15 protein-coding genes and 1 pseudogene are annotated in these 15,803 nt (G+C 55.0%); 15 read left to right on the forward strand and 1 reads right to left on the reverse strand.

What is annotated here, in order from left to right:
- The first annotated feature begins 47 nt into the window (after positions 1–47).
- From ACWGTI_RS30060 to rarD, 9 genes are all read left to right on the forward strand, one after another.
- Positions 48–1,730, forward strand: a complete 1,683-nt coding sequence (locus ACWGTI_RS30060) for a choline dehydrogenase (protein ID WP_454590379.1) — start codon at positions 48–50, stop codon at positions 1,728–1,730.
- Between the two features lie 18 nt (positions 1,731–1,748).
- Positions 1,749–3,197 carry an aldehyde dehydrogenase family protein gene (locus ACWGTI_RS30065; RefSeq protein WP_454590380.1) on the forward strand — a complete coding sequence of 483 codons (1,449 nt, stop codon included), beginning with the start codon at positions 1,749–1,751 and terminating at the stop codon, positions 3,195–3,197.
- The gene (locus ACWGTI_RS30070; RefSeq protein WP_454590381.1) at positions 3,197–4,084 is read left to right on the forward strand and encodes an ABC transporter permease; all 888 of its coding nucleotides are present in this window, start codon (positions 3,197–3,199) and stop codon (positions 4,082–4,084) included. Before ACWGTI_RS30065 ends, ACWGTI_RS30070 begins: the two co-directional genes overlap by 1 nt.
- On the forward strand, positions 4,077–4,850 hold the full coding sequence (locus ACWGTI_RS30075) for an ABC transporter permease (RefSeq protein ID WP_454578580.1): 774 nt from the start codon (positions 4,077–4,079) through the stop codon (positions 4,848–4,850). Before ACWGTI_RS30070 ends, ACWGTI_RS30075 begins: the two co-directional genes overlap by 8 nt.
- A gap of 8 nt (positions 4,851–4,858) precedes the next feature.
- Entirely contained in the window at positions 4,859–5,917 is a 1,059-nt protein-coding gene (locus ACWGTI_RS30080; RefSeq protein ID WP_454578581.1) for an ABC transporter ATP-binding protein, read from the forward strand.
- 200 nt (positions 5,918–6,117) lie between these two features.
- Positions 6,118–7,167, forward strand: a complete 1,050-nt coding sequence (locus ACWGTI_RS30085; RefSeq protein WP_454590382.1) for a polyamine ABC transporter substrate-binding protein — start codon at positions 6,118–6,120, stop codon at positions 7,165–7,167.
- A 97-nt stretch (positions 7,168–7,264) separates the two neighbouring features.
- The gene (locus ACWGTI_RS30090) at positions 7,265–7,924 is read left to right on the forward strand and encodes a GntR family transcriptional regulator (RefSeq protein ID WP_454578583.1); all 660 of its coding nucleotides are present in this window, start codon (positions 7,265–7,267) and stop codon (positions 7,922–7,924) included.
- Between the two features lie 164 nt (positions 7,925–8,088).
- Positions 8,089–8,772, forward strand: coding sequence for a cupin domain-containing protein (locus ACWGTI_RS30095; protein ID WP_454590383.1), 684 nt, complete (start codon positions 8,089–8,091; stop codon positions 8,770–8,772).
- A gap of 142 nt (positions 8,773–8,914) precedes the next feature.
- Positions 8,915–9,844: an EamA family transporter RarD gene (gene rarD / locus ACWGTI_RS30100; RefSeq protein WP_454590384.1), complete on the forward strand. Its 930-nt coding sequence runs from the start codon at positions 8,915–8,917 to the stop codon at positions 9,842–9,844.
- 4 nt (positions 9,845–9,848) lie between these two features.
- Here rarD and ACWGTI_RS30105 read toward each other — a convergent pair.
- Positions 9,849–10,561: pseudogene (locus tag ACWGTI_RS30105) on the reverse strand (IS66 family transposase zinc-finger binding domain-containing protein); the annotation flags it as partial.
- A gap of 407 nt (positions 10,562–10,968) precedes the next feature.
- Between ACWGTI_RS30105 and ACWGTI_RS30110 the strand changes: the two are divergent.
- The 6 genes from ACWGTI_RS30110 to ACWGTI_RS30135 all read left to right on the forward strand — a co-directional run bounded on the left by ACWGTI_RS30110 (position 10,969) and on the right by ACWGTI_RS30135 (position 15,630).
- A complete protein-coding gene (locus tag ACWGTI_RS30110) occupies positions 10,969–11,754 on the forward strand; it encodes an amino acid ABC transporter ATP-binding protein (RefSeq protein WP_454578592.1) in 786 nt (261 codons plus the stop codon).
- A complete protein-coding gene (locus tag ACWGTI_RS30115; RefSeq protein WP_454578586.1) occupies positions 11,751–12,392 on the forward strand; it encodes an amino acid ABC transporter permease in 642 nt (213 codons plus the stop codon). The genes ACWGTI_RS30110 and ACWGTI_RS30115 overlap by 4 nt, the downstream gene beginning before the upstream one ends.
- Positions 12,389–13,060, forward strand: coding sequence for an amino acid ABC transporter permease (locus ACWGTI_RS30120; RefSeq protein ID WP_454578587.1), 672 nt, complete (start codon positions 12,389–12,391; stop codon positions 13,058–13,060). The genes ACWGTI_RS30115 and ACWGTI_RS30120 overlap by 4 nt, the downstream gene beginning before the upstream one ends.
- A 22-nt stretch (positions 13,061–13,082) precedes the next feature.
- Positions 13,083–13,910: a substrate-binding periplasmic protein gene (locus tag ACWGTI_RS30125; protein ID WP_454590385.1), complete on the forward strand. Its 828-nt coding sequence runs from the start codon at positions 13,083–13,085 to the stop codon at positions 13,908–13,910.
- Between the two features lie 77 nt (positions 13,911–13,987).
- On the forward strand, positions 13,988–14,818 hold the full coding sequence (locus ACWGTI_RS30130; RefSeq protein WP_454578589.1) for a hypothetical protein: 831 nt from the start codon (positions 13,988–13,990) through the stop codon (positions 14,816–14,818).
- Entirely contained in the window at positions 14,815–15,630 is an 816-nt protein-coding gene (locus ACWGTI_RS30135) for an MBL fold metallo-hydrolase (RefSeq protein WP_454590386.1), read from the forward strand. The genes ACWGTI_RS30130 and ACWGTI_RS30135 overlap by 4 nt, the downstream gene beginning before the upstream one ends.
- The last annotated feature ends 173 nt before the right edge of the window (positions 15,631–15,803 follow it).

Consider the following 15,803-nt stretch of genomic DNA (forward strand, 5'->3'; position numbering starts at 1 on the left):
GCTCGGTGGGCGTGTTTAGAATAGGCAGGAGGAGTTCGGTGCGCAAAATGCATTACAACTATATTATCGTTGGCGGTGGTTCGGCCGGCTGCGTACTCGCAAACCGACTCTCAGCAAACCCTTCCACTAGTGTTCTTCTCATTGAAGCTGGTGGCACACACAAGAAGTGGAGGGTCGACATGCCGGCGGCTCTCGACGCCTTCATGGGCCCCTGCGATGAGAACTGGGGCTTCCGGACCAATCCGGAACCAGGCCTAAAGGGACGACACATCGATCATCCTCGGGGCCGCCTTCTAGGCGGCTCCTCCTCCATCAATGGAATGGCGTATACTCGCGGCAACGTACTGGATTTCGACAACTGGGCCGCACAGCACGGTTGTATCGGGTGGGACTACGAAGGGATACTTCCGTATTTCGCCCGATCCGAACACTCGGTCAACCAGCATGGGCCGGGCCGGGGCAAGGAAGGGCCGCAATACACACGCGCTCCGAATCCGTTCGCGGACGAGGTCAATGCGGCGTTCATGAATGCGGGTGTCGAAAGCGGTTTTGCATATCTGAGCGATAGTAACGGAACAGTGCAAGAAGGCTTCGCGCCAAACGAACAGACTATTTATCGGGGACGTCGCTGGTCCACAGCGCGCGCTTATCTCGATCCGGTAAGGAACCGGCCGAATTTGACTGTCCTCACACGTTGCATCGTCGACCGCATCGTGTTCGAGGGGAGCGCGGCGAAGTCAGTGATCTTCTCGCAGCAAGGTCGTCCCCTGACGGCCGAGGCCGGTCAGGAGATTATCCTTTCGGCCGGTACGTTTGGGTCTCCTGCAATCCTACAGCGCTCTGGTGTAGGCCCGAAAGGCCTTATCGAACAGCTGGGGATTCCGTTGGTTGCCGATCTGCAGGTCGGCGAAAACCTCCAGGATCATCCGGACGTCATCATTCAGTTCAAAGCCAGCCGCAACGTGGGCATTCAGAGCAGTACACGCGGGTTAGCTCGCATCAAAACCGGTGTTGAGTGGTTTTTGTTCAAGACAGGCCCCGCTGCCAGCAATCAGTTTGAGGCCGCTGCCTATCTAAGGACGGATCCCACAAGAGACTATCCAAACATCAAGCTTGAGATGCTGCCGATAGCTTTTGAACCGCATAGTTTCACGCCGCGCCCCTTCCCGGCATTCCAGGTGCACATGACCCTACAGCGGGCCAAGAGCCGAGGCCGTTTCCAAATCAGATCCAGAAATCCGATCGAGAACCCATCGCTTATTTTCAACTATTTGGAAAACCCAGACGACGTTCGAGCTCTGACAGATGCGGTGAGGCTGATGAGGCGTATTGCAGAAGCCCCGGCCTTCAAGAACGTTTTATCGAAAGAGATATTCCCAGGTCCGGACTGCACTTCCGACGCGCAGATCGAATCCTGGCTCAGAGACAATGTAAATACTGCCTATCATCCCGGCGGGACGTGCAAGATGGGCTCGGATGATCGCCCCGGCACTGTTGTGACACCCGACCTGCGCGTACGAGGGGTGAACAAATTGCGGGTGGCCGATGCCTCTGTGATGCCGGAAATCGTGACTGCCAATCTCAACGCCGCCACGATTGCGATCGGTGAGAAAGCGGCGGCGCTTGTTCTGGATGAAGAGCGCTGCGAACCAGCAACTTCGTTAAAACGGGACCAAACAGTGCGGCAGTTTACTGCAAAAGAGCAAACGAACCTGCGCGCAAGCGCTTAAAGAGCTCGGCTAGGGAACATGGATCACGCGAACCAATTCTATATCGACGGCGAGTGGGTGGCACCTTTGTCATCCACCACAAGAGATCTTATCGACCCAGCAACCGAGCTACCATTCGCGGAGTGTGCGACAGGGTCGGCGCAAGATGTTGATCGGGCAGCAAAGGCTGCTCGTCGTGCATTTGAAAGCTTCTCGTCGAGCTCCGTTCGAGAGCGGATCGAGCTCTTGCGGAATATCGACGCCGCGTTTCGCAAGCGCGAGCGAGAAATCGCCGAGGTTGTGACCCAACAGATGGGCATGACGATCTCCCTCAGCAGCAGCGCGCTGTTGGACTGGTGCAAGGCCCACACTGCGGCAACAATAGACATCTTGAAAGACTTCCAGTTCGTCGAGCGCCGTGGGACGACGACGATTTTCAAGGAGCCGGTCGGGGTTCTCGGGCTAATAACTCCGTGGAACTGGCCGATCGGTCAGATTTTCACCAAAATCCTGCCCGCGATTGCCACAGGCTGCACCATGGTGTTGAAGCCTGCAGAAGTAACCCCACTGGATGCAATTATTCTGGCGGAAGTTTTAGCAGAGGCTGGTGTTCCGGCTGGGGTATTCAACCTGGTGAATGGCGAAGGCTCGATCGTTGGCGACGCCATTTCGCGTCATCCAGAAATCGATGCGGTGTCGTTCACTGGCTCGACGCGTGCAGGCATTTTGATCACCAAGGCCGCGGCTGACACGGTTAAGCGCATCGTGCATGAGCTTGGAGGAAAATCTGCCAACATCCTTCTAGACGATGCAGACTTCCAATCCGCGGTGCCTGCCGCGATCGACAATTGTTTCTTCATCAACGGCCAGGCTTGCGACGCGGGAACCAGGTTACTGGTGTCGCATAAGCGGTATGATGAAGCCGTCACCCTGGCGGTCCAAGCAGCCAACGGCTATGTTATCGGTTCACCGACCGATCCGAACACAACGCTTGGGCCGGTTGCCAATGCTGCCCAATACGACCGCGTTCAGCGGATGATCCAAGCTGGTATCGACGAGGGCGCAACACTGGCGTGCGGAGGTCTTGGGCGCCCCAACGGTGTTAACCGAGGCTATTTTGTGCGCCCCACCGTCTTCTCCGATGTGACACCGGAGATGTCGATCTCGCGCCAAGAGATATTCGGACCTGTCGTCAGCGTCATTAGGTATGAAGACCTCGACGATGCGGTTCGCATAGCCAATGACTCCTGCTACGGTCTGGCCGCGCACATTACAGGCAGTGACCCGGACGCCATCCGCATGCTTTCTCGAAAGCTGCGCGTCGGATCTGTTTATCTAAATTCCCCAGAATGGGACCCGTACGCGCCATATGGCGGATACAAGCAGTCCGGAAATGGACGTGAAGGCGGCGCACATGCCTTCAACGAGTTCCTCGAGCTGAAGGCTGTCCTTGGTGATCGCGGCTTCAACGCTGATGATCGGGGCTGATGATCGGGAAAGCACAGGTCACTAACATGGGACGGAAACTTACAGCTTTTCTCCTGGCGCTGCCGACCCTTGTTTGGTGGGCGATTTTCCTTGTCGCCCCCCTCTTGCTCGTTCTGGTCTACGCCTTCTTCTCACGAGGAACATACGGCGGCGTAGTTCCAAACTTTACCTTCGATAATCTGCTGCGAGTGTTTGACGGTCTCTATCTCCGGATTTTTATCGATTCAGTGCGGATCGCAACGATTGCATCCATTGTTTCGCTTGTGATCGGTTACACCGCTGCATACGCTATCGCTCGACTGCCCTCGAAATGGCAAATGCCCATGCTCTTTCTGGTCATGCTGCCGTTTTGGAGCAACTATCTGCTGCGAACCTACGCTTGGATTCTTCTCTTAAACAGGGCAGGTGTGATCAATTCGCTTCTCGTGTCCAGCGGCGTCACTCACTCGCCTATCGACATGCTTTACACTGAAGGAGCGGTCATCATTGGCCTTGTCTACAACTTCTTGCCCTTTGTCGTGCTCTCGACCTATTCCTCGATCCAGCGCCTCAACTTTGAGCTGTTAGAGGCTTCCGAGGACCTCGGAGCTCCAGCGTGGAGAACTTTCCTGTACGTTACTGTCCCTCTTACCATGCCCGGGATCGTGGTGGGAGGCGTCTTCGCATTCGTGCTATCGATCGGCAACTTCGTAACCGCCGATTTGCTCGGGGGTCGCAAAGTAACAATGATCGGCAATCTCGTTCAGAACCAATTTGCAGTGGCGAGGGATTGGCCGTTCGGCGCTGCCCTTGGTTTGGTGCTTCTAACCATTATGGTCGGACTTCTGGCGGCGCAGAGCTGGATTCAGTTGCGCGGTCGAAAGTTGGAGGAACAGTTGCATGCGTAGAGCAAACAGACTTCTGTCTCTGCATCTGATTCTAACCCTGCTGTTCCTTTATGCGCCAATCTTAACCATGGTGGTGCTCAGCTTCAACGACTCCGGACTACCGACCTCCTGGTCCGGTTTGTCGTTGAAATGGTACAAGAAGCTGGTCTCCAATGGGGCGATCCTCGTTCCGCTCGCGAACACACTTATCGTCGCCATAGCGGCAGCTGCCATTTCGAGTGTGATTGGAACCATGCTCGCACTGAGTGTCAGCAAAATCCGGCCGTCCCCGCTGATTAACGGCTTCCTTTATATGCCGATGGTCATTCCTGATATCGTGCTGGCCATTGCGTTGCTGAGTTTCTTCGCCCTAATCGGGTTCCCTTTAGGCTTGCCGACTGTGATCATCGCACATGTTGTGTTCTGCATCGCCTTTGTAACTGCTGTTGTTCGAACTCGTCTCGAGGGTTTTGACTATTCCTTGATCGAGGCGTCAATCGATCTCGGAGCCAGCCGCTGGAAAACGTTCTGGCGGATAACACTGCCGGCGCTGCTGCCGGGCGTCATCGGCGGCGCGTTGCTTTCCTTTACGCTATCCTTCGATGAGTTTGTCATCGCCTCCTTCACGGCGGGTCCGTCGAACACTGCGCAAACCCTGCCAATGAAAATATACTCGATGCTCCGATTTGGGATCACGCCGGATATCAACGCCCTGGCGACCTTGACAATATTCACCAGCTTCATGTTGGTGCTTCTCGCTCAGCGGTTCAACAAAACAACGGTGTGAGGCCGAAGATGGCAAATGTGATTGAACTGTCTGGTATCGTGCTTAAGTATGCCGCGTTCGTCGCCGTTGACGATGTATCCTTTGACTTGAGAGAGGGTGAATTTTTTGCGCTTCTCGGACCGTCGGGATGCGGAAAGACGTCACTTTTGCGGATAATTGCTGGTTTCAACACACCAACGAGCGGGAAGATGCTTCTCGATGGGAAAGACCTTATACAGATCCCCCCGCGCCGCCGGCCCGTGAACATGATGTTTCAGTCCTACGCGCTGTTTCCGCACATGACGGTCGGGAAAAATCTTCGTTATGGCCTGGAAGCCAAAGGGGTGGATTCATCGATGATTTCCAAGCGTGTTGGAGAAATGCTGGAGGTGACGCACTTAACCCAAATGGTCGACCGCTTGCCGAGTCAGCTTTCGGGCGGCCAGCGTCAACGCGTGGCCCTTGCCCGAGCTCTTGTAATGCAACCTCGCGTTCTGCTGCTCGACGAACCGCTTGGCGCCCTCGACAAGAAACTGCGCGAAGCAATGCAGCTGGAACTGAAGCGACTACAGCATGAGCTCGGAATCACCTTCGTTATCGTTACGCACGATCAGGAGGAAGCGCTCGTAATGGCGGATAGAATCGCCTTGATGCGCAATGGAAGGATCGAGCAACTCGGCACAGCGTCAGATCTTTACGAGAAGCCAGTTTCGCGGTTTGTTGCAGATTTTGTCGGTAAGACCAACTTTTTTGAAGGTGTGGCTGACGGATACAACGTCCAGATTAAAGACTTTGGTGTTGTGAAGGGGGATCGTGCCGGCCGGGGAAATGTCACATATGCCCTCCGCCCTGAACGCATCAGGCTATCAAGCTGCCGCGTAGACACCTTTGATAACTCTGTTCAGGGTCACATCCAGGAGGTGAACTATCTTGGGCAGCATCTCCACGTAAGGGTCGCTGTCCCTGGGAAATCAGACCCTATCGACGTTTTGCAAGGCGTCGTTGAACAGGATCACGAGAACATCTCGATAAACGCACCCGTATGGCTTCATTGGAACGGTGCAGATGGAAAAGTTCTGACCGAGTAAAGACCCTGGGCCGGAAGGCCCAAGCGTCCGTAATATGCTCGACCTCGAGGATGGCCGAGTGCTTCAAGTGCGTTGTTTGTTTTTGCGGCAAATGCTGCGTTTTCGGCTGAGACAGCGTGCTTTTTTTGTTGCTAGTGTCAAATGTTGACATTACTATTGTCGTCGTCGAACCGTCAACAATCGACCACAGGGAGCTAAAGATGAAAATTTCACGCCTGCGTGCCGTCCTTGCAGCCGGGGTCGCCCTGGCGGCAACCGTCGGCGCAGAAGCTCGTGCGGAGAGCCTAACACTGGTTACGTTCAGCGGCTATTATCCGCCCACTCTCTTCCAGGACTTTAAGAAGGAGACCGGCATCGACGTCAATTTGGTGGAGACGTCTGGGAACGAAGAAACCATGGCCAAGATGATCGCCAGCGGCGGGACCGGCTTTGACCTGCTCGTTGTATCCCACCCGTTTGTCGAAGCGCTGAATAAGCTCGGAATGTTGTCCGAGCTTGACCATTCGAAGCTTCCGAACCTCGCCAATCTATACGACGAAGCGACCAAGCTGAGCTACGATCCCGGACTGAAATACAGCGTTCCTTGGGCTTGGGATACGTTCGGTCTTTGCTACCGGTCAGATTTGGTCGCCGCACCGCCAACGAGTTGGGGAGACATTCTCAACCCCTCTGAAGACCTGAAGGGCAAGTACACAATGGTCTCGGATGAGCGCTGGTTCCTAGAGCCTGCGCAGCTATACAGCGGCCTATCAATCAACGACGTTTCCAAGGAGGCTCTTGAAAAGATCCGCCCACTTCTGGTCAATGCAAAGAAGAACGTCCTGACGTTCGATAGCTTTACAATGCATACCCGCCTTTTGTCCGGCGAAATCAGCGTGGCTGCCGCCTGGGATAACTGGTGCAATCTCGCCATCCGGGAGAACCCGAACGTCAAGTACGTGATTCCGAAGGAAGGCACGGACACGGTTGTCGATGTTTACGTGGTACCAAAAAAGGCAGAGCACAAAGACGCCGCCGAGAAATTCCTGAACTTCATCCTGAAGCCGGAGGAACAGGGCGGTCTGATCACGCAACTCCTGTACAAGGTGCCGAATCGTGCAGCGATGGAAGCGCATAAGGACATTATCAAGAAAATTCAGCCGCTTCAGATCACATCGGCCGAGCTGCTGAAATACCCGATGCTCAAGGATCTTGGCGCTGATGCGCCTCGGGTATCCAAATTCATAACGGAAGTGATGTCCAGCGAATAGCCGCTTCGAGATGATTGCTGCCGTGCCTCTGGCACGAGGGGAAGTGCGGCAGCAAGTCGCCCGGCTGGTTCGAGACTGGTAGAGGAGTGTTACATCAATGCCGACTGGGGGAGACGAATTTGCACCGCTTAAACGGCAGACGACACCTTCTCTTATCGCAGATCGCGTGCGACAAAAAATCTTAAGTGGAGCTTTCGATCCTGGCACCAGAATCGTAGAGCCTCAACTCGCCCAACAACTCGGTGTCAGCAGGGGACCTATTCGGGAGGCGTTGCAGCGTCTTGTGCAGGAGGGGATCCTGACCAATTCTCCAAACAAGGGCGTATGCGTCGTCACTCTTGGACTGGGCGACTTCAGGGACATTTTCTCCGCTCGTCGCATGGTGGAAAAAGAGGCGGCAAGACATCTGTTTGTGAGCAAGGACACTCGTACTATTGCCGCCATGCGGGCGATCGTTGACCGAATGTCTGTTTCGGCCTCGCGTCTGGATCAATCCGGGGTGATAGACCGTGATCTGGAATTCCATACCGTGATGGTCCGCGGCATGGGCAGTGCGCGCATCGATCGAATGTTCTCTACGTTAGCGGCTGAAACCTACCTCTGCCTCAAGAACCTGGTGTCGTGTTACAGCAATCTCAACGATTTGGTGCTCGAACACCAAGAGATCATAAGGCGAATTACCGGGGATGATCTGCCGGTGTTGTTGAGCTTGATCGATGATCACTTCGATTCAGGGCTGAAGACGGCTGGCCTGTAGCAGCCTCGATGGGAGGATCGCTGTGTCCCGGTCGTAAGAAATTCTAAATCTCACCGACCGTGGGCCGAGCATGACTCAGGACGCGTGGTGCGCCCAAGCGTCAAACAGGGCGGGATCTGAAGTTGATCCCATGCCGGTGGTTCCTCAACCTGGAAGAGATGGACATGCTGACCAACGTATTTAATCTATGTAACATGCCGTCGAGCGGTTCGAACCTCGCAAAGGCATTAGAAGCTATCGTACAGGATGGAAGCACGACCGAACCTTTCGGGTTCGGGCGTGCGCTCCTTTCAGGCGATGGAGACGCGAACGGCCGGTTTCCCACCATCGTCATGGTCCGAACCGGGCAGTTAACTGTCCGCGCTTGCCACAGCAACTCCGAGCTCATTCTCGCCAAAGGCGAAGTCGCGTCTGTGCCGACAGGTGCACTGTCTTGGAGTGCGGAGGATGCCGACTGTGTCCTCGTCGTCCTATATGGGGAACTTCCGCACGTCCCCTTTGCAAGGCTTAACCTTGATCATCCCATGTCACCCGGGGGAGCCCCGAATGCAGCACTGCTGACCACCCCCTCGCCCAATACGGTTCGCCATGAGTTTCAGAGGTTCGGTCCCTTTTCCTGGGGCACGTGGGCCACAACCCCATATGCGCGCCACCCGATCACTTACTCGTTTTCCGAACTAATGATGCTTCGTAAAGGCGAGGTTACGCTTTCAAACCCGGATGAAGGTAGCGTCACGTTCACAGCCGGGGACATTTTCCTCGTCAAGCAAGGAGCTGTAGCGGCTTGGGAGAATCCTTGCGATGTCGAGAAGTTCTGGGTCACTCGCAACACGGACGTTCGGGGTTAAGTGACGAAGATCGAAAAAACTGGCACAGCATCGCGGGCAATAAAGCTGCTACTAATCACAAGTTTGATCGCTTTCACCATGCTAATTATTTCGACCACGGTCGCGATGGTCTTCGCCCATAAAAACAGTGGGACCGGGTTTGATGAACGTTAAATTAGGTGCCTTCCTCTCAGTGATGTCGTCTGTTGTCGCTGGCTTGATGTACTTTTACGCGACACTTCTAAAGCCGATGGCGGGGACCGAGATATTCGGCTGGCGAATGGTCCTGATCTTCCCTTTCATCACCATCGTCCTGATTGCCAGCGGGTCTTGGCCGCAAGTCAGATCAATTATAACCCGTGCACAACGAGAGCCGGCACTCTGTCTTGGCTTGGTGGCGACGAGCATTCTGATTGGGATTCAGCAGTGGCTGTTTTTGTGGGCTCCGCTCAACAATGCCGCTCTGGAAGTGTCGCTTGGTTATTTCTTGCTGCCGCTTGTGATGGTTCTCGCGGGGCTGGTCGTTTATCGCGAGAAACTGTCGCTCTTTCAGACGCTGGCGGTTTGTTCAGCTGCCATTGGGGTCGCGCATGAATTCTGGCGGATGGGCTCGCTTTCATGGGAAACAGCAGTCGTCGCGTTCGGCATGCCAGCGTACTTTATTCTGCGACGCGCGTTGGGCACCAGCAATTTGGGCGGGTTCTGGTTTGATGTTATGCTCATGTTTCCTGCGGCCGTCCTGGTTATTGTGACGGCCTCTAACCCCCTAGTTTACTTCGCCACCACACCAAAACTTTTGTATTTGCTGCCGGGCCTGGCAATCCTCAGTGCACTGGCCTTCGCCAGCTTCATACTCGCGAGTTGGTATCTGCCGCTGAGCATTTTTGGCTTGCTCGGCTATCTCGAGCCGGTGCTTCTTTTTCTTGTTGCGCTCGCGATAGGTGAAGCCCTTCGACCATCCGATCTATTCACATATGTGCCCGTCATACTTGCAGTCGGAATATTGTCATTGGAGGGCGCGCGTCACCTAATACGGCAAAACGAAAGTAATATTGAACGCAAAGACGCGCGGTTGGACGAGGTCAGGGAGTAGCGGAGTTGAGCGGCTGATGCTGGACAACCTTCTCGAACAGGATCATCGCTAGAGGACGGGACCGGCCCAGCCACGCGGGGTGCGGCGGAACGGTGCCGGAGCGTGGCTGATCGCCTCGCAATCGCGGCAGCGGAACTTCTCTTGCACGTGTTTGGATGTTTGGATTACCTTCCATTGCTGCGGCACCTCATGCGTCTCGGTGATGTCCTCACCAAGCTTGCGCAGCCGATCGCCGCCGCAGCAGTTTCATCGGCCCGCGCCCGAGCACGCGAGCACGTGTTCGCGGGGCCGATGCTCGGGGAATGGTTGGCGCGGCGGTCGTTCGCGCACATATGGCAGCTACCTGGGTGGTCCGGGCCCCGGCCTGTTCGTCGATGATCTCTTCTTCGGTCGCCGCACTCAGTTCCTCGAAGGTGAGCACCCTCTGGCCGTGCAGGCGGCCGGAACGTTCAGAACTATGGTATGACCATGCAGCGCCACTGCAGCTTCCGAATCGTCAGACGCTGAGTACGCATACGCTGAAGCTTCCGCGTATGGATACGACGCTGATGTGCGATCAGCGCCGCATCATCCGATGCCTTGGCCGACGCGACCGCCAGTTCGGCCTCGACCAAAGCAGCGCGCGGCCTCGTCTTCGGCCCCGGCCAGCGCCGCGGCCAGCGCTGCTCTCAGCGCGCCGATGTCGTACGGAACAGCATCGTGGGCGGTGTCCGCCATGGGCTGGGTGAATGACAAAACGTGTCCGCTCACTCCCGGAAATGGCACAAACTCAGAAAAAACTTAAGCCATGCGCTGCGCGTCGCAACGTGTGTCGGGGGTTGCACCAATCGACCCCGTCGAGCATGCGAGGCGGGCTGCGCCGGTGATATGGAAACGGTGCTATCTGGCTGCGACGGCCGTAGAAACCGGCCGTACGACCGGCGAGAACTTAAGCTGATTCAGGGGCCGTGAAAAACCGATCGCAGCACTCGGTCAATGTGATTTCGGTTGACAGTACGAACGAAGATGTTAATAATGTAGACAAAATACATTGGCGACGGGCGGTCACGTTTTCCTCCCTCCAGCGCGCGAACGAGCCAGATCAAGGCATCAATCGGGAGAGAGATTTGCTGTCCGCCAGCGTAATGCCGGGGCCGAGTGTCGAAGTATCACAGGTTGCCAGCGCACCTGCGCTTGTCCTTAACGGCATTTGCAAAAGCTATGGCGATCATGAGGTCCTCAAGGCCATTGATGCGACATTGAATCGGGGTGAAGTACTTTCGATTATCGGTCCGAGTGGCTCGGGCAAGAGCACGCTTCTGCGCTGTATAAACCAGCTGGATCCCCCAACCGCCGGAACCATCAAGATCGGGGATCTTACGATCCACGCAGAGTCGACCATCAAAAGATCAGAGCTTATTCGGTTACGCCGCTCTGTCGGGATGGTGTTCCAGTCTTTCAATCTTTTTCCACACTTCACAGTGCTGCGTAACGTCAGCCTACCTCAAGAGCGCGTGCTGGGTCGCAAAAGATCAGATGCCGATGCTCGCTCATACGAGCTGCTTGAACGGGTTGGCCTCGCCGACAAGGCCCACCAATATCCATCTCGTTGCTCAGGAGGGCAGCAACAGCGTGTTGCGATTGCTCGTGCTCTGGCACTTGACCCGGAAATTATGCTGTTTGATGAGCCAACGTCTGCCTTAGACCCAGAGTTGGGACTCGAGGTGCTTGCTGTCATGCGCGAGCTCGCAGAAGCCGGGATGACGATGATAGTCGTCACTCACGAGATGCACTTCGCAGAAACGGTGTCTGACCGAGTAGTGATCATGGCTGACGGCCAGATCATCGAGCAGGGAATGAGTCAGGAGGTTATGAGAAACCCCAGGACCGGAAGAGCACAACGGTTTCTTCGGGCGGTTCGTGACAGATGACGGCGTTCCTTCTCCCTCTCCTGCACGGCGTGACCTACACCATCGCCCTGACGATATGCAGTTTGGCTCTCGGTGCCGTAGTCGCATTACCTGTCTGTGCAATGAGAGTGTCTCAGTGGCGACTCGTCAATTGCACTGCTTTCGCAATCATACTTCTCGTCCGTTCAATACCCCCGATCGTGTGGCTATTCCTAATCTTTTTCGGACTGGGGAGTGGCTTCATCGATTTGGCGCCTTTTCCCGCCGCGGTAGTCGCGTTGGGAGTAATCTCCGCCGCCAGCCTGGCAGAAATCTATCGCGGCGCCCTCACCGCAATTCATCCCGGGCAAAAGGACGCCGCTCAGGCATTGGCACTGAGCGCCAGGTCCAGACTAATTGATATAATTCTGCCACAAATGGCGAGGATCTCGCTGCCAGCTTCCACGACTTACGCAATCGGTCTTCTCAAGGATACTGCTATTGCGTCGACCATTGGCGTCCAAGACATCACATTCTTTGCGCAGGCAATAACGCAAAGAAGCCTCAGGGGTCTCGAAGCATACACGGCCGCCGGTATTATCTACATTCTGCTGAGCATTTCGTTCGCGTTCGTTGGGCGGCATATTGAATTGCGACTAGCCGCAAAGGTTGCCCTATGACCGAGCTGCTGTCGTCATGGGAAGAGTGGCTCCCTACCCTTCTGGACGGCTACTTGCTGAGCTTGCAAGTCTTAGGTCTGTGCCTTGCGATCGGTGTGCCCATCGGATTGCTTCTGGCGTTGGGCGTTAGTGCCAGGGATCGCTACGTGCGCTGGCCCACCGTGGCACTGGTTGAGTTGGGCAGAGGAACGCCAGCACTCGTGCTTCTTCAGTTTTTGTACTTCGGTCTGCCTTCTACCGGCTTGGTTCTCTCATCGCTGCTGGCATCCGTAGCCGCTCTCGCGGCGTGTACCGCAGCATACACGAGCGAGATTATACGTGGCGGCCTGGAGTCTGTGCCAGCAGGTCAACGCGAGGCCGGGGAGGCTTTAGGACTTAGTTTCACGGACCGACTTCGATACGTGATCTTGCCTCAGGGGTTGAAAGTCGCACTCCCTCCACTTCTCGGGTTTGCGCTCATGATGCTCCAGGCCACATCGCTTTGCTTTACGGTTGCGCTCCCCGAGCTGGTGAGCCGCGCCTACAGTCTGGGAAGTACCAACTTTCAGTACATGTCCCTATTTATACTGACGGCGCTAATGTACGCCGCAGTGTGTATGCCCGCGTCAATAATAGTGTTTGCAATTGAGCGGCGCCTCAATCGAAATAATAGGTCAAGCACATCATAGTCATCAAACGAAGGGAAATGACATGACGAGATTTTTTAGCGCGAATCTGATCATATTGGGCATTCTCGGGATTGCGAACGCGCCCGCTTATGCATGTGAACCGAAACATGAATTCAGGACAGTCGAGAGCGGAACCCTAAAGGTTGCTTTGAACGTGTATCCCCCTTTTACCGAAGTCACGGCGGACGGGACAATCGAGGGGGTCGATAGCGAGGTGGTAAAGCGGTTTGCTGAAGAAAACTGTCTAAAAATCGAATCTCAGGTTCTTGATCAGTCGGCGCAGATTCAGTCGATCATGACCAACAAGGTGGACGTTTCCATCTATGCTTGGAGCCGGACCAGGGAGAGAGATAAGGTGATGGGATTGTCCGTTCCAATGTATCTGGACCGCCTTGCTATCTACTCGAAGAGTGGGATTAATACGATCGAAGGGCTTTATGGAAAGACCATCGGCGTGAGAGCCGCCGATTTCTTCGCTTCAGACCTTCAGAAGATCAAGGAAATAACCGTCAAAACCTATCCGAACCAAGCCTCTCAAACCCAGGATTTGCAGTCCGGCCGTATCGACGCAATCGTCGACGGGTATTCGCTTGGCGCATATACCAAGAAAACAAAGAATGCCTACCAGGATATAAAGATCGAGATAATCAAACCGGATGCGCGAGTGCCCTTTACCGTGAAAGGTGCACAAAGCACTATCTTGTACAACAAGAAGAATACAGAGTTAGGTGCGGCGCTGGACGCGTCAATCGAAGAAATGCGCAACGACGGCTACATTCGAGACATGCTCGTCGGCTATGGCTTTGATGCTTCGCTCGCAGATGTTGGTGATCCGTCCTTCGTCCAGTAGTGAACGAAGAGGAACTTGCCGCAATCATCTGAAGCTATCGGCGTTAGACCACGCCGACAGCTACGAATGGAGGAAATATGAATACGCAAGTCACGGCAGGCCCCGCCAGGCCGATTGTCGCGGAGAAGCTTTACCTTCTCGGCGGCACTGTCCCACATAACGACATCATTCACTGGATTCCGAAGAATGCCAAAGGTGAGGCTGCGCTGAATGCCTACCTGCTGCTCGAAGGCACGAAAGCTGTCCTGTTGGATACCTCCCTTCCTATTCTGGAAGACGGGCTTGTGGCGCAGATTGAGCCGTTCATTATCGACGAAATGAAGTTGCTGCTAACTCGCGCTGTTGAGTTCGACAGCATCGGAAATGCTGACGTGATCATCGAAAAGTGGCCGGTTAAAGAAGTCTGGGCCGGCTATGTGGCTTATGAGTGGGTTTACATGCGCACTCAAGGTCCTAACCCTTATCCGCCGCCTTTTGAGTCGAAGATGATCGAAAAGCAAAGCCTGATTCAGGTCGCTCCGGGTCGATCGCTGCAGGCTATCGATACAAAGTTGAAGCTGCTCGCGGCGACATGGATATACGATGCAGTCACTAAAACACTTTTTACATCGGACTCTTTCTCCCATGTCATGGCGCCGGCTCCCGGGGTTACGTTGGTAACCGCAGATACGGATACGACAACAGTTCAAGACGTTGTCGACAATTTCCGAGCCAAGTTTTTCTGGATGGAAGACGCCGACACGCAGCCCTTGCGTGCATTCGTGAAGGACGTATTTGGACGGTACGATGTTGAGCACATCGCACCGACCCTTGGCTGCGTCATTTCCGGCAAGCATTTGGTGCTTCGCCACGTGGAAATGCTGGATCAAGCTCTGGAGCAGCTCGACGGAAAGGGAAGACCACAATGAACACGACGCATGCAAACGACTGCCGCAGCGGACACACCCACGGCAAGCTCCCGAGAGAGATAGCTCCAGGCGTTTGGTGGCTGGGTGACTGCCAGATGTGGGAACACGCTGAAACAATCCAGCATACATATTCTGCTGTGTTCCTGGTCGCCGGGCGGGATCGCAGCCTTCTGGTGGACACTGGCCACCTTAAGGACTGGATTACAGTTCGCGATCAACTTGAGAGTCTGATTGAGAAAGGCGTTCCCACTCCAGAGTGGATCTTCCCTACTCATCCCGAAGTTACCCACGCTGGAAACCTCGGCCGCCTACTCTCCCATTTTCCGAATGCAAAGGCAGTCGGAGATCTACGCGACCTTCACTTGGTCTTTCCCGACTTCGTTGATCGCTTCGTTCAGAAGAAGGAGGGCGACGAGATAGACCTAGGAGGGCGCAAGTTTGCCTTCGTGGAAGCAGTGTTTCGTGATCTCCACAATACGCTTTGGGGATACGACAGGGGCGAACAGGTAATGTTCACGTCAGATGGCCTTAGTTTCGGACACTACCACAACGAACAACAATGTGGACTTTTCGCGGAAGAAATACCTGACCTCCCTATTCCGGAACTGACGGGAATTTATTCGGAGTACGCATTGTATTGGACACGGTTCAAGAACGCGGACAGCCACGTTGAACGTGTGCGTCAATTGCTGGAAGAGCAATATCCGACCAAATTCATCGCATCCGCGCACGGCAACGTTGTTTCCGATCCCAAGAAAACGATGCCTCTCATCAGAGAGGGCCTTCGTCTTGTCGCTGCTATGCGGGTATGACCCAGCACGCTTCCTCGCCCTGCACGTATTTGGTGATCCGTTACGCAGAATTGTGGATGGTTGAGATAGATATCTTTATCCGATTGCGGATCAGCCAGCTAGCCCGCTTGATGCACGGCGGTGAGCTTTCGACGGCCTGAGGCGGCGCTCTGGTCGCCGCTGCGGCGCTTTTG

This window comes from Mesorhizobium sp. ArgA1 (genome assembly GCF_053714375.1).